The sequence below is a fragment of the Paramesorhizobium endophyticum genome, from assembly GCF_014640615.1.
Lineage (GTDB): Bacteria > Pseudomonadota > Alphaproteobacteria > Rhizobiales > Rhizobiaceae > Paramesorhizobium > Paramesorhizobium endophyticum.
This window is the reverse complement of the sequence record NZ_BMHH01000039.1, coordinates 1-19820: the sequence shown is the minus strand read 5'-3', so window position 1 is coordinate 19820 and position 19820 is coordinate 1. Positions and strand designations below refer to the sequence as shown.

Below are 19820 nucleotides of genomic sequence, written 5' to 3'. Positions count from 1 at the left end.
GTGCGCAACCGAGCCATCCTTGGCAAGATCAAGCAAATCCTTGCGATCTTCAACTGTCAGGAAACCGCCGCGAACCATGCCCTAACACAAATCCAATTCCGCAGATTTGCCAACCCCTTTTTCGGGTCGTCACGGAATCGGGGTATAGCTGCCGTTTATACGTTCAAACACCCGGCCATCCGGCAGGCTGATGCCGTGCCCATCCACCGGGGCGTTGAAGCCCCATTCGTTGTTGTGCCATTGGGCGAGCTGGGGCGGCGTATCCTGCCCACCACCCCGTGGCGCCATCCGCCACGAGATATGTATCGCCCTCCATCGGATTGGCGGATGGAGTCGCCACGGTCATGGAAAATTACCAGCACCCACGGCGCCAGCACCAGAAAATTCAGTGGCGTGTTGTTGTTTTTCTCGGGAACGGCTGAGGAGCCGGTATGCGGATTCATATTGGTGGAGCGGTGGTTATTCGTCATGGTCAAACCCTTTAAAGCATCAATATTGGATACGGGACCGAATATTGGATATGATTAAAATGCGTCCCGGCTCCCGAAGAATTGCGTGTAGAAAACTTATACTTCGTTAAATTTATCTCAACAGTTGCATTCACCTTTTCGTTGGATACCCCCTGTCCTAATGGTGTATGCCGAACCACTGGACCGCAGTGCATGTGTGGTGTGTTCCGCGCTTGACGATCGGCTGTTCTTTCCAGATAAACACAACCAGCTAAATCGGTAAGCAACGACTCCTCCTATTTTCGTCAAAATAGCAGGGAGCCTATTGCACCGGATGCCAGCGCAGCCAAAACAGGCGGCCACGCAAAGGAGCTAGATGTGGATTCCGTTGAATGTGTTGTGATTGGCGCGGGCGTTGTGGGCATCGCCATCGCGCGCAGCCTTGCGCTTTCCGGCAAGGAAGTCCTTGTTCTTGAAGCGGAGAAGACATTCGGCCAAGGAAGTTCCTCGCGCAGCAGCGAAGTCATCCACGCGGGCATCTATTATCCTCACGGCAGCTTCATGGCTAGAATGTGCGTCGAGGGCCGAGATCGGCTCTACCGCTTCTGCCGGGAATATCACGTGGAACACAAGGCATGCGGCAAACTCATCGTCGCCACCAGTGCCGATGAAGCGGCGAAGCTGCCATCGATTGCCGCTCATGCACGCGCAAACGGCGTCGACGATGTGGTTCCAATAGAGGCGGAACGAGCGCGTGAAATGGAGCCGCACCTCCGTGCAGTGAGTGCGCTTTATTCGCCATCGACCGGCATCATCGACAGTCACGGCTTCATGCTGTCGATGGTTGGCCACGCGGAGGAGAACGGAGCCATTTTCTCCTACGAGACGCCACTGAAAGCCACCAGGATAACGCCGGAAATCGTTCTTAACATAGGAGGCAAGGAGCCGATGGCTCTCTCCTGTCGCTGGCTGATAAACTGCGCTGGTCTTGCCGCATCGAGGGTGGCTGGTTCGATGGAGGGATTTCCCCAGGCTTTCGTGCCCGAAACCTATCTCGCAAAAGGAAATTACTTCGCCTTATCGGGCATGCGCGCGCCGTTTTCCCGGCTGATCTATCCGGTGCCTGTTGCCGGGGGATTGGGGATCCACCTTACGCTCGACCTTGCCGGGCAGGCCCGGTTCGGCCCCGATGTGGAGTGGCTCGACGAAATTGACTATAATGTCAACATTGCGCGAAGCAGTGGATTTTACGAAGCCATCAGACGATATTGGCCGGAACTGCCCGACGGCAGCCTGATTCCAGCCTATGCCGGAATTCGGCCGAAGATCGTTCCTCCCGCAATTGCCAAGCAGGATTTTCAGATTCTAGGACCAGAAGATCACGGCGTACCCGGAGTTATTCAGCTGTTCGGCATCGAATCTCCCGGCCTGACCGCTTCGCTGGCGATAGCGGATTACATCGATAAGCGCGTTGTCGGAGATTGATACCCAATTATCGGCTGATGCCAGTAGGAATAACTGTCTCGACTTTACAAAAGTCTTCATGAACAGTTGAGGGCTACGCCAAGACATTTAGGTTTTATCCATCATTCTATTTAAGTCACAGATAAACAATATCGCATCCGTGTTTTTCCATTAAAGATATTATTGACATCCATGGCGCAGTCGATAAGTTAAATTTTAAAGTAGAAACAGATTAATTGCTGCCTGTTCATCGTGCTTAGGGGGGTGCACCATTGTTCTCCAATACAGAAAATCAATCTATATTCAGCGGCTTACCTGGTTTTGCCAGGCAAATCATAAAAAGCCGCCGCGTCATCTGGGCCATGGCGCTGCGTGATTTTCAAACACGCCATATCGGGACAATTGGTGGCGCGGTCTGGGCGATTTTTCAACCACTCGCACTCGTCGTCGTCTTTTATTTTGTCTTTGCCGTAGGCTTTCGTGTTCAAAGTCCGGACAATACACCATTCATTCTCTGGTTCGTCGCCGGACAGGTCTCATGGATTTTTTTTAGCGAAACGCTGGTGTCCATCACATCATCCATTACGGGGAATTCCCATCTCATCAAGAAAACCATCTTTCCTTCAGAGATATTTGCAATCATTAAAGTGGCTTCAGGCACCATTTCCCACATTATATTTCTTTCAATTTTAATTACGATGACAGTCTTCTTCGCAATAACCTTTCATGTAGAGCGACTTCTTGTTGTATATTATTATGTCGCGACGGTTGTTTTCATGCTTGGGTTGGGATGGTTGCTGTCAGCGCTGGAGCCGTTTTTCCGAGATATCGGCCAAGCATTAGCGATCATCCTGAATATATGGTTCTGGTCGACCCCGATCGTATGGCCAGAGCAGATTATACCTGAGCGATATCACTGGGTTCTTGACTACAACCCTATCTACTATTTGGTAACCGGCTATCGCCAATCCATGATCTATGAAACCGTGTTGTGGCCAGACCTGTGGACTACCGTCTATTTCTGGGCTGTTACCGTGGTTCTGTTCGTTGTTGGGACGACCGTATTCACCCGCTTGAAGCCAGAGTTTGCCGATGTCGTTTGACCAAGTTCCAATGCATATCCCCTCAAATGAAGTTGCAATTTCAGTCAGGAATGTATCGAAGAAATTCCGGCTGTTCGACAATCATGGCGACAGAATAAAGGAGGCTCTGCACCCGTTTCGGAAAGCATATCACCGTGATTTTTGGGCGCTCAACGATATCAGCTTCGACATCCGCAAGGGAGAAATTGTCGGTATTCTCGGGCGCAATGGATCTGGAAAGTCGACGCTATTGCAGATCATCAGTGGCGTCATGCAGCCCACTAAAGGAAAAATCGAAACGGCGGGCCGCATCTCGGCTCTCCTCGAACTGGGTGCCGGTTTCAATCCGGAATTCACCGGGCGTCAGAATGTCATTCTTAATGGCGCCATCATGGGATTCAGCGCCGACGAGATGAAGCAACGCATGCCGGCAGTCGAAGCGTTTGCCGATGTAGGCGATTTCTTCGACCAGCCCGTCAAAACCTATTCATCCGGTATGTTCGTACGCGTGGCCTTCGCCGCAGCGATTAATATCGATCCTGATATTTTGATTGTCGACGAAGCTCTTGCGGTGGGAGATGCCAAATTCCAGCATAAGTGCTATATGCATTTCAAGCGTTTCTACGCGAGCGGCAAGACAATTCTTCTCGTCAGCCATAGTACTGAGGCAGTCCTGAGGAACTGCGACAGGGCGATTTTGGTCGACGGCGGACATATGGTCGTGCAAGGTAAGCCGCAAGATGTTGTTGATAAATACTATGAAATGCTTTTCCCAAGCAATAAAAACTCTGGGAAATACATTTCCGCCAATAGTGTACCAGTGGATGGTCTTTCTATTTCTATGGAGCATGGCGTAACCGGTCTGATGCCGGGGATGACTGACGGCCAATGTGAAACGCGCAATAGCTACAATCGTAACGAATTTCGGTTCGGCGACCGCAAGGTTGAGATCGTTGACTATGTGATATCGACCGAAGGCTCCTTATACCCGGCTCAAATCCACTCCGGCGAAGCGGTGTCGCTGCTGGTACGGCTCAAAGTTAACGACTTCAGCGGCCTTTTAAGCGCAGGTTTTGCAGTCAAAACGGTGGAGGGCATCAAGCTTTTTGGTGCGAACACCATTTCCAGCGGAGTTGCATTACCCCCCGCAGGCAAGGGTGAAAGCATCTGGGTGCGTTTTGACTTCTTGATGAATGCCGGTGCGGGTGAAGTATTCATCGACCTAGGGTGTGGGGACTGGACAACACCTCCTGCTATTCCCCTGGATAGGCGGCATAGCATCATCCATCTCGTCGTAAGCGGCGATGGGCGATCCGATGGCCTCAGCAATTTCTTCGTGAAAATGTCTGTTCCCGAAGCGTCCGCTGATGCCGTCCTAGGTAAAAAAGAACAAGCCTTAATGATGTGAACATATATAGAGTTGGGAACTGGAGATATGATTACACAAATGGGAAGTACCTCGCTTGACTCTTATGTAGAACGAATTACGACGGATTTATCGAAAGTAGACCCGTCAGCACTTCCGGATTTCATCGTGTTGTCGCCTCCACGCACCGGAACAACCTGGCTGGCAAGTGTGCTTTCCCAGCATCCAGAGATCTATATCCCTCCTGAAAAAGAACTAAACTATTTCAGCGCCGGCTGGAAATATAGTAATATTGAGTTCTATATTAGTCGATTCTTCCCCGCGAATGGAAGAATTAAAGGTGACGCATCTCCCAGCTATGTTTTGCTTCCATCGGAGATAATCAGTCAGTTGTATCGGGTAAAGCCGAACCTAAAATTTATTGTAATCGAACGAAATATGGCGGAGCGCGCATGGTCACATCTCAATCATAGCTATGCATTTAATGAATTTGACCTGCGATCGGGGAATGTGACACCCGCTGCTATAGATGAAACGAACGCGCTATCATATTTAACTAGCGATTATAGCGTGGTCGTCGGGAATTATATAAGTTATTTGTCGCGTTGGTTGGTCCATTTTCCGGTAGAGCAATTTTTTGTATTTGGTATTGACGAGATTGAAAAATGCGGATCTGGACTGATTCAGAAATTACTTACTTTTTTAGGATGTAAATCCGGTATCGAAAATATAAACATACAAGGCAAAGTTAACAGTGGCTTGTGTACCGGCATACTAACCGAAAAAGTAAAAAACGTTTTGGCCACCCTATATGGGTGCCGTCAGATGCAGCAATATCGATTTTTCTCTGAAAACTTTAATTATAATAATTTTGACAATCAGAGCTGTAATAATACGTGTAGTATAATATTTAGGCTTATTGATCGCGCTGACGGGTTTAGAATATTCATATGTAACGGTATGTTTTATGCATGCGTTATAGAGGATTACGCAAGAATTATAGATAAAATTTTAACCGAGAATTACACAGATGCTGATGTTCTGTCATCGCTATATTATTCTGATCTCATGCGGCAAATTGATATACAAAAAACGGGTAAACCGGCCCGTTCACTAGGCAACGCCTCGATGGAATCGGCGATACTGTTCTCGATCCTGGAAGAGCTTTCGGCAGAGTATACGAAGTCCAACGCTCTTCGAACAAATCTCAATGCAGGCACCATACTTCGAGAACAATTTGACTACAATATTGTTGCAATCGGTGGAATGATTGTAGCGGTCCAAAAATCTTTAGGCCCAATCAACTTGGGCGGCGAGGCGTTGGACGTGCTTGCGCAACGATATGGCGCCGACAAATTCATTATCGGTCACTCTCTTCCAGAAGTGCTCGCCATCCTCAATCGAAAGCACGGAAATGGAAAGCCGGAAAAGCTTGAGGCAAATTATCTCGGATGCAACCTCGTCCTGTATAATGGACGTATATACGGCGTTCCCATGTCCGCCGGCCCCCTTGAAGTCGATAAGCAGGAGGAAGCGGTACTTATGTCGTTCCCGTCTGCGGAGTCGCTGGATGAACTCAAGGCGTTGCTGATCCTTGGAGCGTCGCAACTCGAAGAGCGCAAGCAAAGCCCTGCACAACTGTAGGGCAGAGCGCTAGGAATTTTCGGCATTGAAATATGCCGGATGCGTTTACAAAAAAGTAGACGCATACGGTACAAACAGCGTGCCGATACTTGGCTTGAGGGGAAAATATTGTGAAAGTTGCTGTTCCATGGAGTCTGACGCATTACATTCCGCTCAACGGCTTTCATCCGCTATATCGGGCGCTGTTTGATTACACCCCAGACGATGTTATGATTCACGCTTGGGACAATGTAAGCCTTCAGAAGCATATCGAAAATGATCGCATAGGACTTGCCCGTCTCATAGAATTGATTAGAGCTGAGAACACACCGAAACCAGATAAAACAGAGGACGTTAACTTAGCTTATGATAAATTTTTCAATCCAACGAGCCGGTTGCTTACTCGAATATTGCCGGGAGATATTGAGTTTAATCATACCGCGCTGTTTCCCAGCCTCACTCGACCGTTCGTTTTTCATTGCGAGGCCTTTGCGCCAGTTTTTCTTCCTCTTACGCAGCAAGGAATCGGAGATTTCCCCAACCCTGCCAAGCTAAAAGCTCATTATCGATCGATTCTGGCAAGTCCTCTTTGCCTGGCGATTTTTTCACATTTGCCAGAAACTCTTCAAAGCTTCGAACTCTTCTTTAACGACCCCGAAATCAGTGAGAAGCTTAGACTCTCACGGATAGGGCTCAGTGAAAAAGCGCTTACTGGTTTGGGCTCCTGCCGGAAGGTAAGGGATATACCTCGTTTTTTGTTTATTAACTCAGCGCATCAGAATCCGGCCAATTTCTTCAAACGAGGGGGACATATCGTCCTTAAATTCTGGAAGGAATTTCGCGCGGCAGGGCTCCGCGGACAATTGGTGTTTCGGTGCGGCAGACCGGCAGATTCACTTCTGCGGGACCACGGTGTGGAACCGGATTTCATTCGCGACGAAATGGGAAAAAGCATACTGTGGGAGCAAGGATACCTTGCCAATCATGAAATGAACGCGCTCCTGGAAATTTCGGACTTCTTTTTGTTGCCGAGCGCATCGCTGCATTCCGCGTCCATACTTCAGGCCATGAATGCTGGCGCGATACCCATCGTAACGGACACAATCGGTACATCTGTATACGTTGCGGACGGGGAGAACGGAATTATTTTGAAAGGAATGCGAGACGCAATCTGGTTCCGTGACGAAGAAACGGGGATTCTGGTCGATAATTATAACCACATTACACGAAGCGTAGATGACTCGCTTGCACGGCAACTATGGATACGCGTTAGTGATTTACTGGATCGACCTGATGCAATTGCCGACTTGAGGTGTCGGATGCTGGAGCGCGTCAAGCGCGATTTTCCAGGACAGGAGTTTGCTGGCAATTTTTGGGGGGAGGTTCAAGCAATCCATGAAACTGGTGGCTTTAAAGGGCAGGATAGAGAGCCATACGTGTCCGGTGTTCAACAATGTCTGCTAGCGAAAGAAGACTGGGCTCGAATATTTGAAAGCGTGCCTCAGCCGGTGCGTAGGGTATATACCGGCGATGGCGTTATTCTGGAGTTGGGAGGGACCTTTCTCCATGTTGCGGGCAATCCGTCAATCAGTCTGGACGAGTTTTCGATTTTTGAACATTATCTGAATACGGCATCGCCCAAACTTACCTTGAGCTATACCATCGACAAACTGGTTGACAAATTATTACGTCAAGATGGGCCACGCACAAGACCGAGGAGGTCAAGAGTTCGTGCATGGCTATCGCGAAGACTAGCTCCCTATCCGCGGTTACATTCGTTTGCCAATTATAAAATTACTCAACTTTCGCGGTTCCAGCGATTCGGTACATTTTTTGCCAAGCGTGCTATTTCTTACCTGATTGCACAATTTGGAGAAAAGAATGAAGATATTGAGCTGGTTGCGCAAGATATAGATGGATTCAATGTCGTTAGATATTATCATTTATACATCGGAATTCCCCGCTCAGAAGGCCCTTTTGATATAAAACGTGTTCGGAATGGAGGCTATTCTGCGGCGATAGGCTCATACTCACTTGAAACGACTATTAGGAAGATACACCAGCACTGTTGCATTCCAAAACAGGCACTTGGACATTCAACGAGTCCAAACGGCGGTAAGATGGCGCGTTCATTTCTTAGACAGACGCTTAAATTACTAAGGAGATTTTCCGTTATGTGAGAACGCTCACCGGCGCTGGATTGTGATATTTCCAGGAAGATTAACCAGAATGTAAGAATAGGAAATTCCATGTCGAGCATCTGCGGTGCCGGTGTTAAAAAACCAAAAATAAATCTTTGGGTTTACAATCATCCGTTTTTTGGGATCAGCGATCAGGTAGCCTTTTTCGCGGCTGCATGTGAGCAGAATGGCTATGAAGTGGCTGTGGGCGACAAGCCACGCCACGATGCTCTTAATGTTGTAATTGAGAATTTCGAACCAAAAACACGGAATACACTGGCAGAATTCTGTCGGAATAGCCAATCTAGAGTGGCTGTTATCATGACAGAACATATTGATTTCATGGATCCAGACATTTTTATACACGGGGACCCTTTATGGCAACAGAATGACTACATGCACCCAGCAACTCAAATTAGTAGATTGAGAAATTTAATTAGTCTGCAGCCATACCTGAGATGTTTATTCGTGCTAGGGGATCTTCCGAAGTTGAATAATATAGATGGAATGATATTAGGTATTAATGTCTACAATATTCCGTTTCCCACGATTGAAATGATTAATACGAACGACACAACACCGAAAGGCGAACTCATCTTTACAGGCTTCTACACTGATTATCGGCGAAGTGTGTTGGCCGGACTGTCTGCATCAGGCTTGGCAGTCCATTCGCCCCCCGGGCTCGTTTCGTCAGAGGCGAGAGATAAAATGAACGGACAAGCCAAGCTAGCACTCAATATTCCGCAGCGCAAAAACTGGCGGTGGCTCTCATCGATGCGCATTCTGGCCGCTTTACGTTGCGGGCGAGCTACGGTTTCATTGGGCACTAAAGATATCTCTGAAATGGCAAAATGCACTTACCAGATCGATCTCGATAAAGATGATTGGAAGGATGTGCTGAAATCCCATGTTGGAAACTGGCGCGGTTTATACGAAGAGGCCCACTCCAATTATACAGCAATGGCCGACGATTTTGCACGCAGGCACCCATTTCCACATGATATAATGGAGTTCTGGGCACTCACGAACAGATTGCCAGAAGATGCGTTTGCCTGATGTGGTCTTATTTGCTCAGATAACCTGCTGAAGGATATCTTGCGGGGAGCAGGCGCCTTGAGTAATTCACCGAAAAGAATATCTCTGCTGCTTCCTACCCGTGGTCGCCGCAAACTCGTCCACCGCTTTCTCGACAGTGTTTTGGACACCGCGGCGCATCCCGAAAGTATAGAAGTAATTATTTGCACCGATGATGACGATCCCGCCAGTTTCGATATCGACTTTCCCGGACTTTCCCTGAAACAGATTGTTGTGTCGCGCTGGAGCATGGGAGCGTATAACGCCATTTGCCTCGAGCAGGCGAGCGGAGATATTTCGGTTGCCGTCAACGACGACGTCATCATCAGAACCAAGGGCTGGGATGAGAAAATCCGGTTGGTCGATGAGAAATACCCGGACGGCATCTACCTTGCTTACGGAAATGATCTCTTCAAGGGCAGGAAGCTATGTACTTTCCCGATCATGAGCCGGCGGATGACCGAGTTGATGTTTGCGGCATACCCGCATATTTATCGCGGCGCTTTTATCGACGTTCATCTGATGGATATTTTCATGCGACTTTCCCAAAAGGGGTTCGAACGCCTGATCTACCTGGATGACGTCATCTTCGAACATCTTCATTACCGTGTCGACCCTGCGGCGCTCGACGAGACCTACATGGAACGCCCCCGATTTGCAGACGATCATGTTTTTATGGGCCTGATCGATCAGCGAAAGGCCGAAGCGCGCCGGCTCGTCATGGCAATTCGGGCTCCCGGTATGGCACTTCCACCAGAATTGCCGCCAGCCTTTCAGCCTGTATCGCTAGGTTTCCTTTCGGCGCCATGGATCATCCTGTCTCGCCTGGCAATGGATGCCCAATTACCGCTGGCCTGGCGGCTTTACTTATTCGTATGGATGAATGCAAGGTATTACTATTCATTTATTACGAGATCCGCTAAATGACACTTGAAACTAAATAGTAATTAATTAAAACTCCGGTCCATTAATATAATTAATGGCCGGGGCGTGACATGAATAAGAGGGCGCTTTTTCTTGATCGTGACGGAGTGATAAACGTAGATCGCTCCTACGTTCATAGCATAGAAGACTTTCACTTTATCGACGGGATATTCGAACTTTGCCGACATGCCAAAATGATTGGCATGTCCATATTTATTGTAACCAATCAGGCGGGTATCGGCCGCGGCTATTATACCGAAAATCAATTCCATGACCTGACGCAATGGATGCTCGGTTGCTTCACAGCTGAAGCAATAACGATAGATGGAGTTTATTTCTGCCCGTTCCACCCCACCCATGGTGTCGGTCGTTACAAAGTAGAATCACAGGATCGCAAACCAGGTCCCGGAATGATCCTTCGCGCCAGTAAAGAGTATAACATTGATTTATCGAAATCGGTATTGGTCGGAGACCGGGAAACAGACATTGCTGCAGCGAAAAGAGCTGGCGTCGGAAAATCAGTATTATTTTCCTCAAATCAAATTTTAACGTTGAAACCAGACTTTATTGTAGATAGCCTAAGAACAGTTAAGCAAATACTCTCTGAAATTTAGGGTAATTGTTAACAGGTGGAAGCATTTTGTAGGCAGAGTTACTCGTGGGGGTGTACCTGAATGGATGCGCTTTTTGTGAATCCTGATTCATCAGCTAAAGCCTATCAAGATTTAGCCAAGACTTTTGCTGCCATCGAACCGCCGACGTGGTCGCTGCTTCTGGCGGAATCATGCCGCCATAAAGGCTTTGGCGTTGGAATTCTGGACTGCGATGCCGAGCGGCTTTCTCTTGACCAATCCGTCAAGCGTATTGAGGATATGAAGCCGCGTCTGATTGTCATGGTGCTTTACGGCCAGAATCCCAATTCCGGCACAACCAGCATGATCGGCGCTGTGCAACTGGCCAAGGCCATCAAGGAAGCCGGCATTTCCGCTCCAATCTGCTTTGTGGGCTCGCATGTAAGCGCTTTGCCGAAAGAGGTTCTCGCCAACAGCTGCGTGGACATCGTTCTGCTCAACGAAGGCGTATACGCACTGCACAATCTGCTGGCTTCGGACCTCAGGGACAATCTCACATCCATCAAGGGTATCGGCTACAAGGAAGCCGATGGAGGCAATTCATCGATTGTTCTCAATGCGCCGGAGCGCGTGGTGCCCCAGTCCCACATGGACATCGATTTGCCGGGCTACGCATGGGATCTGCTGCCCTATAGGGAAAGGCCGCTCGATCTTTACCGCGCGCATTTCTGGCATGCCGGCTTCGACCACAACAAACGCACGCCTTTTGCCGCGATTTATACGTCGCTTGGCTGCCAGTTTGCATGCAATTTCTGCATGATCAACATCGTCAACCGCGTCGATAACGATGATCACGTCGATGCCTCTCATTCGAGGGGAATGCGTTTCTGGAGCCCCGAGTGGGTTGCCCGCGAAATGCGCAAGCTTGCCGACATGGGGGTAGAGACCTTGCGCATCAGCGATGAAATGTTCTTTCTCAACCGAAAATATTACATGCCGATTCTCGAGAACTGCATCGAGGAAGACTACGGCTTCAACATGTGGACCTATTCCCGGGTCGACACGGTCCGGCCTGCCGCGCTTGAGACATTTAAGAAGGCGGGCGTGAACTGGCTGGCCCTCGGCGTTGAGGCTGGCAATCAGTTGGTCCGGCAGGAAGTGTCAAAGGGAACTTTCAAGGAGGTTAATATCCGTGAAGTCTGCAAGACAATAGCAGATTCGGATATCAATATTATTTCCAATTACATTTTCGGCTTTCCGGACGACAATTACGAGACCATGCAGCAGACGCTTGATCTCGCGCTCGAGCTTAATACGGAAATGGCCAATATGTATCCGTGTCAGGCGCTCCCAGGTAGTCCACTTTACCACACAGCCCGGCTGAACGGATGGGACCTGCCATCGAGCTATGAGGGCTTTGCGTTCCTTTCTTATGAGAGCGAGCCTATGCGCACCAATTATCTGAGTGCGGCGGACGTTCTTAGTTTCCGGGACGAGGCTTGGCAAACCTATTTCACCAACCCCGCCTATCTCAGTTTCGTCGAAAAGCGTTTTGGCGCGGTTGAGCGCTCAAATGTGGAGGAGATGACGAAAATTAAGCTGAAGCGTAAGCTTCTGGGGGACTGATCAGAACCATGATAATCACAAAGACGCCGTTCCGGATTTCCTTCTTTGGCGGAGGCACCGATTATCCCAGCTGGTATCGGGAACATGGAGGGTCTGTTCTGGCCACATCCATTGATAAGTACTGTTACATCACGTGCCGTCGATTGCCGCCCTTTTTCGACCACAAGCATCGCATCGTCTATTCCAAAATAGAAAACGTCAAATCGGTCCAGGATATTACGCATCCGGCGGTGCGCCATATCATGGAATGGATAGATGTTACTGAAGGGCTTGAGATCCATCATGACGGTGACCTGCCGGCGCGCTCGGGCCTTGGCTCCAGTTCGTCTTTTACCGTTGGCCTTATCCACGCGATCAAGGCCCTGCGCGGACAGTATATTTCGAAAAAGGAACTCGCCCGCGATGCCATCTATGTCGAGCAGAATGTCATCAAGGAAAATGTAGGGTCGCAAGACCAGGCGAGCGCGGCGTTTGGCGGGTTCAACAGAATCGATTTTCTGCCCACAGGTGATCTAGTTTATTCGCCCGTCATCATAAGTAAAGAACGCCAGGATGCCCTTGAGAGCCATATGATGCTGTTTTTTACCGGCATGACTCGCATCGCTTCCGAAGTGGCTAAGAGCCAGATCGACAACATAGCAAACCGGCATGCACAGCTAAAGCATATGCATGCGATGGTCGATGAGGGATTGTCTATTCTTAGCAGTCGAAACACAAGCCTCGATGAATTCGGCAAGCTGCTGGACCAAGCATGGAAATACAAGCGAAGCCTTTCCCAAAGTATAACCAACTCTCTGATTGACGACATCTATGCCGAAAGCATCAAGGCTGGAGCTTTGGGAGGCAAAATTCTGGGCGCTGGTGGCGGTGGCTTCCTGTTGATGTTCGCCCATCCGGAAAACCAACCGAAAATTCGGGAGGCATTGCGTAACCTCATTTACGTGCCCTTTCATTTCGAGAGCAGCGGCTCAAGTGTCGTTCTTTATCAGCCGAACGGTCTATAGCATGTTTAACAAGGACAGCCGTATTTACATTGCGGGACACACTGGGCTCATCGGTTCGGCGTTTGATCGCATCCTGACCGAACAGGGGTATACCACCCTCATCAAGCGCTCGCATGGTGAGTTGGAGCTGACAAACAGCGTTGCCGTCGACCATTTTTTTGATGAAGAAAAGCCAGAATATGTGATTCTGGCTGCCGGAAAGGTCGGAGGCATCCAGGTAAATCAGACAGCTCCAGCGGCGTTTCTCGATACCAACCTGTCCATTCAATTGCATGTCCTGAGGGCGGCGCACCGAGTCGGCGTGAAGAGGCTGATCTTGTTTGGTTCTTCCTGCATGTATCCGCGCGAGTGCCCTCAGCCGATGGCGGAGACCGCGCTTTTGACCGGACACCCCGAGCCGACAAGCCTGGCCTACGCTGTTTCAAAGCTGGCGGGGGTCGAATTGTGCCTGGCCTATAACCGACAGTTTGGCGGCAAGCGCTTTATTCCGGTCATTCCCAACAGCGCCTATGGGCCCAACGACAATTTCGATCCGGGAGCAGGTCACGTGCTTTCGGCCCTAATGGGGCGCATGCATAACGCAAAGATGCATGGGGTGGACAGCATAACGCTTTGGGGCACCGGCACACCGAAACGCGAATTCATTCATGCGGAGGACATAGCAAAAGCAGTTTTGCATTTGCTTGCGATGCCTGAGATGGACATCGAACTTCCGGTCAATATCGGCAGCGGGACCGACTATTCGATCCGCGAGTTGGCCGGGGCGGTCGCCCGCACCGTCGGTTACGAAGGCGCATTGGAGTGGGACACGGCGAAGCCCGATGGTGCCCAACGAAAACTGCTCGATTCCAACCGGCTGCGCGCAACCGGTTGGGTGCCGAGTATCAGCTTCAAGGACGGCTTGGCCGGTACATATGAATGGTTTTTGACGTCTGGACTAGGTCGGGGGTGAACAAGATGGACGGGGGTAACATATTGGACTCGAACTTCCTGCGCGACAAGGCCCATTGGGTGTGGCGTGAGACATTGGCCATCCATAGACGGGCTCCCGAGACGCGCATAGCGTCATCGCTGTCGCCGATAGAACTCTTTGTATCGCTCTATTACGGAGAGGTGCTACGTTTCGATGCGAGAAATCCGCTACATCCGGAACGTGATCGCTGTGTCATCAGCAAGGGGCACGGCTCGATTTGCATGTATCCGATTCTCGCCGATTTTGGCTTTTTTCCTGCAGATGAGCTGCAGAAAGTATGCAAGGCGGGCGGCATTCTTGGCGGCATTCCCGATCCAGTAATCCCTGGTTACGAAACGGTCAACGGTTCGCTCGGGCATGGCCTTGGCGTATCCGCCGGGATGGCGCTGGGCCTCAAGACCAAACGGGTAAGCCAGCAAGTATTCGTTGTCTGCGGTGACGGGGAATTACATGAGGGCGCTTGCTGGGAAGCCATCATGTTTGCCGCCCAGCACCGTCTCGATAATCTCAATCTGATCGTCGACAACAATCGCATCGCCATGCTCGGCTACACGGAAGAGATCGTTTCCCATGGCGACCTTGCCGCGCGTCTCAGGGCGTTCGGCTGGGAAATCTGGGAAGCGAATGGCCACGACGTGGATGCCGTCACGGTAGTCCTCAGGGGCATGAAAAATACGCGTGCCGGCAAACCCAAAGCCCTCATCGCAAATACTTTGAAAGGTCATGGTGTTCCAGGATTGGAGAACCAGCCGCTGTCTCACATCATCAATCCGAAACCCGATGTCATTGACGAGCTTCTTGAACTCGAAGCCATTGACGAACTTCTTGTAGGCTGACGTGACCGAGAAACCCCTTGCTATGCGGGACGCGCTGCTGACGCGTATTTGGCAGACGATGTCCTTCGATGAAAATATCTTCTTTACTAGCGCGGATTTCGGTTCGCCTGTGCTCGACAAGATTCGCGGTGATTTTCCAGATCGCTTCGTCAATGTCGGTATCGCCGAACAGAACCTGATCAACGTATCGGCCGGCCTCGCCCTTGAAGGCTATACAGTTTTTGCCTACGCGATCGCGCCATTCATCACCATGCGCTGCTTCGAGCAGCTTCGGGTAAACCTCGCATTGCTGTCCGAAGTCCGACCGATGAACGTCAATCTTATCGGTGTGGGCGCCGGCTATAGCTATGTGGTCTCCGGCCCGACACACCAATGTTACGAAGATATCACTTTGATGCGCGTCTTGCCCAACTTCCGGGTCTTGTCGCCGGCTGACCACGTGACCGCCGCCGCACTATTCGATGTCTGCGCAAATCACCGCGGGCCCAAATATCTTCGTCTCGACGCCCAGCTTCTGCCTGTCATCGACTCGGAGGATGTTAGCGCGCCCGACTTGACCGCCGGATACCGCATTCTGCGAAAGGGATCGAAGGTCTGCATGATCTCGACGGGATATATGTCGCATACCGCGATGAAGGTGGCCGAGCGTTTGGCGGAACACGGCATCGACGCGACCTTGATCGATCTCTTCGACATAACCGGTTTCGACCAGCCGAAGATCAACGCCTTGCTTTGTTCACACGACGGTCTGGTCACGCTGGAAGAGGGGTTTCGCGGGCGCGGCGGGATCGATTCCATGTTTTTTGAAATCATCTCCCGCGAACGCCTTGGCCTCAAGCATCTGAATATCGGGGTGAAAGGCGGCTACCGGTTCGAGCTTGGCACCAGGGCCGAACTGCATGAGCAGGTGGGCATTGGCGAAAGCACGGTTTTTGAAGCCGTCAGGAATTTCGCAGCAAGTCTTTAGAAATCAAGCGACAACCATTCCGACTGAATGAGGAGCCGAGATGAAAAAATTCCCCTTGATGAGAAATAACATCCTGCGTGAAGACCTTGATGCAGTCATCGACTATCTTCAAAAAGACGATCCAATCCTTACCAATGGGCCCAACGTGCGCGCTTTCGAGGAGGAATGGAGCGAGTGGCTCGGAGTCAAGTACTCGGTTTTCGTCAACTCCGGAGCCTCCGCCAACCTCATGTCGATGAGCGCTCTGAGGCTCAATCATCCTGAAGGCGGGGAGATTATTGTTCCGCCTTTGACATGGGTATCGGACATTGCATCGGTTCTGCAGACCGGCTTTACGCCTGTGTTCGTGGATATCAATCCGCGAACGCTTGCGATGGATACGGACAAAATTCTTGAAAAGATCACCGACAAGACCCGTGCCGTTTTCCTGACCCATGTTCAGGGTTTCAATGGTCTGACAGACAAGCTGATTCTAGAACTGGAAAAACGCGGCATCCCGCTGATCGAAGACGTCTGTGAATCCCACGGGGCACGGCATAACAACGCCAAGGTCGGCAGCATCGGCATCATATCCAATTTCTCCTTCTATTATGCTCATCACATGAGCACGATTGAAGGCGGCATGATCTGTACGGACGATCCCGATATTTATCAGAAACTACGCATGCTGCGCTCCCATGGCATGGTGCGCGAAAGCACTGATCCGGAACTCCAGCTTTCATACCGTGAAGCTCATCGAGACTTGAATCCGGCTTTCATTTTCGCCTTTCCTGCCTACAACATGCGCAACACGGAAATCGGCGGCATTCTCGGGCGTCATCAACTCAGGCGCCTCGATGATATCGTGGTTCGCCGTAGCGAAAATCAAAAGTGGTTCTTCGATCTCATCGACGGGAACCGTTATCAGACGGATTTCGAGTTTGAAGGATCGAGCAATTACGCCTTCAACCTCATTTTGAAAGATGCCGATCCGGACTTCATGGCCTCCCTGATGGGCAAGCTGAATGAAAACGGTGTTGAATACCGCCGCGGGAGCGCCGGCGGCGGTAATCAGCTCCGCCAGCCTTATCTGAAAGGACTGTTACCGGCGGAAGTCTACGATAGCTGCCCCGTAACGGACCATATCCATTTCTACGGCATGTATATCGGCAACTTTCCCAGCCTTTCCGTCAGCGAAATCAAGGAAATCTGCTCGATCGCGAACGCGGCGTGAGCTCTGCCGGCGGCTTTGGGGAGCGCCAATGATGAAAGCAGTTATTCTTGCGGGGGGGCTGGGAACACGTTTGAGACAGGCCGTTCCAGATATTCCCAAGCCGATGGCGCCAATTGCCGGCAGGCCGTTTCTCGCGCATCAGATGGATCATTGGATCCGGTCAGGGATCGACGGTTTTATCCTTTCGGTTGGATATCTTCACCAAGCGATAATTGATTACTTCGGCGATAATTATCGAGGTGTTCCGGTGAACTATACGGTCGAGGACACACCGTTGGGAACGGGCGGCGGCCTCCTGCTCGCCATGGAGCGGCTGGATGATGACGAGCCTTTCCTGCTCCTTAACGGCGACACCTATTTCGATGTCGAGGCACGCAAGCTGCTGGAGTTTCATACCGGCAAAAGTTCGGGGATTACATTCGCACTTTTCAGAGCGGGCGAGCCTGAACGCTTCGGCGGTGTTCGTGTCGATGCAGACAGCCGCATTACGGAACTCCAATCCAGCAAGGCGGGGATTGGACAACTGGCCAATGGAGGCATCTACGTGATCGACCCAAAGGCAATCAAGGAAAAATACCGTGCGAATGGCAATAAAATCTCGTTCGAGGACGACATTCTTCCTGGCCTCTTCAATGCCGGCACGGCTTTCTTCGGTTTGGAAAGCCATGGCAGCTTTGTCGATATCGGGGTTCCAAAGGATTATGTCGCCGCGTCGAGCATTATGTTTCAACAATCAGGAGGTAGCGAAAATGTATGACGCGGGGGAACTACTTAAGAAAAATCTTGAAGCATCGATCGCCGCAAAGCAGCAGCTGCTTAATTGCCGGGAGCAGATGGAGCTTTTCGATCGCGCGACGGTAGCCGTCGTTGAAAGTTACAAGTCCGGCGGACGGCTCTATATAGCCGGCAACGGCGGCTCCGCGGCGGATGCGCAGCATCTGGCTGCGGAATTTGTCAGCAAGCTTGCCCGCGACCGCGCGCCGCTGCCCGCGGAGGCCCTGACCGTGGACAGTTCCATTTTGACCGCGATCGCCAATGATTATGGCTTCGACAGGCTTTTCGAGCGCCAGATCGAGGGTAAAATGCGCCCGGGCGATATATTCCTGGGTATCACCAGTTCTGGCCAGTCGCTCAATATCCTAAGGGCCCTCATCGCATGCAAGCGGCTGGGCATCACTTCAATCGTCTTCTGCGGCAAGGATGGAGGCCCGGCGAAGGACCTTGCCGACTACTGCATCATCGCACCCGGCGACATGACCGGGACCATACAGGAAATTCACATTGTTCTTGCGCATTCACTCTGCGGTTGCGTCGAGAATGCCATTTTTGAAGAGCGATAAGACATGAGTTACAATATTCTCGTTACCGGCGGTGCCGGATATCTCGGTTCAACGATGGTTCCGGACCTGCTTGCGGAAGGTCATAAGGTCACTGTTCTGGACAACTTCATGTTCGGCCAGGCAAGCTTGAACCATGTCTGCAATAATCCGAACTTTTCGGTGGTGGATGGCGACATCCGTGTCGAAGACAAGATCGCGCCGCTCATTAAGAATGCTGATGTAATCATTCCGCTGGCAGCACTCGTGGGTGCGCCGCTCTGCTCCAAAGATCCGGTCGGCGCAAAGACAATCAACCACGATGCCATCATCATGATGTTGAAACTGGTTTCCCGTGATCAGATCATTCTGATGCCGACCACCAACAGCGCCTACGGCTCGGGGGACGAAAACAATTTCTGCACGGAAAAATCCCCCCTGCGCCCAATTTCGAGCTACGCGATCGAAAAGGTCGCCGTCGAAAAGGAATTGATGCAGCATCCCAATGCGATCAGCTTCCGGCTCGCGACAGTGTTCGGCATGTCGCCGCGAATGCGTATCGATCTGCTGGTCAATGACTTTACCTATCGTGCCGTCAAGGACGGTGCCGTTGTGCTGTTTGAGAGCCATTTCAAGCGCAACTACGTCCACGTCCGCGACGTGTCTAAGGCGTTCCGCCATGGGCTGGCGAACCACGACAGGATGAGAGGCCAAATCTATAATGTTGGCTTGTCGGACGCCAATGTCTCCAAGAAGGAGCTTTGCGAAACCATCAAGAAGCATCTTCCGAACTTCACCTTCGTGGAAGCCGCTCTAGGAAAGGACCCAGACCAGCGTAACTACGTCGTTTCGAATGCCAAAATTGAGGCGACCGGCTTCAAACCCGACTATTCTCTCGACACCGGCATAGCCGAATTGATCAAGGGATATGCGATGTTGCGTAACACGCGGTATGGAAACGTCTGAACAGGCACTTTTGGCCGATTTGCGGATGGACGTCCAATTGCCCGTCGGGCAATGAAACAGGGCAATTGGACGGGGTTCGAAATGCTGCTCCAAGTATTGTTTTGCGGCATTACGTTAGGGCGTGTCGTCATTTGAGAATACATTTCCTGAGGATTTCCAAATCAGCTTTTCAGTGATTCATAAAG

Annotated in this window: 18 protein-coding genes; all 18 read left to right on the top strand. The window is 50.8% G+C overall.

Annotated elements, in window-relative coordinates; genetic code table 11:
* A partial coding sequence (locus tag IEX53_RS24095) for a hypothetical protein (RefSeq protein WP_236016335.1) occupies positions 1-528 on the top strand: 528 nt, incomplete at its 5' end.
* 299 nt (positions 529-827) lie between these two features.
* A complete protein-coding gene (locus IEX53_RS22610; protein ID WP_188826437.1) occupies positions 828-1934 on the top strand; it encodes an NAD(P)/FAD-dependent oxidoreductase in 1107 nt (368 codons plus the stop codon).
* Positions 1935-2185: 251 nt separating this feature from the next.
* Complete coding sequence (locus IEX53_RS22605; RefSeq protein ID WP_188826436.1) at positions 2186-3016, top strand: ABC transporter permease; 831 nt, start codon at positions 2186-2188, stop codon at positions 3014-3016.
* Entirely contained in the window at positions 3006-4403 is a 1398-nt protein-coding gene (locus tag IEX53_RS22600; RefSeq protein WP_188826435.1) for an ABC transporter ATP-binding protein, read from the top strand. The genes IEX53_RS22605 and IEX53_RS22600 overlap by 11 nt, the downstream gene beginning before the upstream one ends.
* 27 nt (positions 4404-4430) lie before the next feature.
* Positions 4431-6005 (top strand): sulfotransferase domain-containing protein, encoded by a 1575-nt coding sequence (locus IEX53_RS22595; RefSeq protein ID WP_188826434.1) that lies wholly within the window; start codon positions 4431-4433, stop codon positions 6003-6005.
* 110 nt (positions 6006-6115) lie between these two features.
* Entirely contained in the window at positions 6116-8164 is a 2049-nt protein-coding gene (locus tag IEX53_RS22590; RefSeq protein WP_188826433.1) for a glycosyltransferase, read from the top strand.
* A 69-nt stretch (positions 8165-8233) separates the two neighbouring features.
* Positions 8234-9220, top strand: coding sequence for a hypothetical protein (locus IEX53_RS22585; RefSeq protein ID WP_188826432.1), 987 nt, complete (start codon positions 8234-8236; stop codon positions 9218-9220).
* Positions 9221-9277: 57 nt separating this feature from the next.
* Entirely contained in the window at positions 9278-10165 is an 888-nt protein-coding gene (locus IEX53_RS22580; protein WP_188826431.1) for a glycosyltransferase family A protein, read from the top strand.
* 68 nt (positions 10166-10233) lie between these two features.
* A complete protein-coding gene (locus IEX53_RS22575) occupies positions 10234-10776 on the top strand; it encodes a D-glycero-alpha-D-manno-heptose-1,7-bisphosphate 7-phosphatase (RefSeq protein WP_188826430.1) in 543 nt (180 codons plus the stop codon).
* Positions 10777-10836: 60 nt separating this feature from the next.
* A complete protein-coding gene (locus tag IEX53_RS22570) occupies positions 10837-12360 on the top strand; it encodes a B12-binding domain-containing radical SAM protein (RefSeq protein ID WP_188826429.1) in 1524 nt (507 codons plus the stop codon).
* Between the two features lie 8 nt (positions 12361-12368).
* The gene (locus tag IEX53_RS22565) at positions 12369-13364 is read left to right on the top strand and encodes a GHMP family kinase ATP-binding protein (protein WP_188826428.1); all 996 of its coding nucleotides are present in this window, start codon (positions 12369-12371) and stop codon (positions 13362-13364) included.
* Positions 13333-14316, top strand: a complete 984-nt coding sequence (locus IEX53_RS22560) for a GDP-L-fucose synthase family protein (RefSeq protein WP_236016334.1) — start codon at positions 13333-13335, stop codon at positions 14314-14316. Before IEX53_RS22565 ends, IEX53_RS22560 begins: the two co-directional genes overlap by 32 nt.
* Positions 14317-14321: 5 nt before the next feature.
* A complete protein-coding gene (locus IEX53_RS22555; RefSeq protein WP_188826439.1) occupies positions 14322-15173 on the top strand; it encodes a transketolase in 852 nt (283 codons plus the stop codon).
* Between the two features lies 1 nt (position 15174).
* Positions 15175-16140 (top strand): transketolase family protein, encoded by a 966-nt coding sequence (locus tag IEX53_RS22550; RefSeq protein WP_188826427.1) that lies wholly within the window; start codon positions 15175-15177, stop codon positions 16138-16140.
* A gap of 40 nt (positions 16141-16180) precedes the next feature.
* On the top strand, positions 16181-17353 hold the full coding sequence (locus tag IEX53_RS22545) for a DegT/DnrJ/EryC1/StrS family aminotransferase (protein ID WP_188826426.1): 1173 nt from the start codon (positions 16181-16183) through the stop codon (positions 17351-17353).
* 28 nt (positions 17354-17381) lie between these two features.
* A complete protein-coding gene (locus tag IEX53_RS22540) occupies positions 17382-18110 on the top strand; it encodes a sugar phosphate nucleotidyltransferase (protein WP_188826425.1) in 729 nt (242 codons plus the stop codon).
* Positions 18103-18693: a D-sedoheptulose-7-phosphate isomerase gene (locus IEX53_RS22535; protein WP_188826424.1), complete on the top strand. Its 591-nt coding sequence runs from the start codon at positions 18103-18105 to the stop codon at positions 18691-18693. The genes IEX53_RS22540 and IEX53_RS22535 overlap by 8 nt, the downstream gene beginning before the upstream one ends.
* A gap of 3 nt (positions 18694-18696) precedes the next feature.
* The gene (locus tag IEX53_RS22530) at positions 18697-19635 is read left to right on the top strand and encodes an NAD-dependent epimerase/dehydratase family protein (RefSeq protein WP_188826423.1); all 939 of its coding nucleotides are present in this window, start codon (positions 18697-18699) and stop codon (positions 19633-19635) included.
* Positions 19636-19820: the final 185 nt, after the last annotated feature.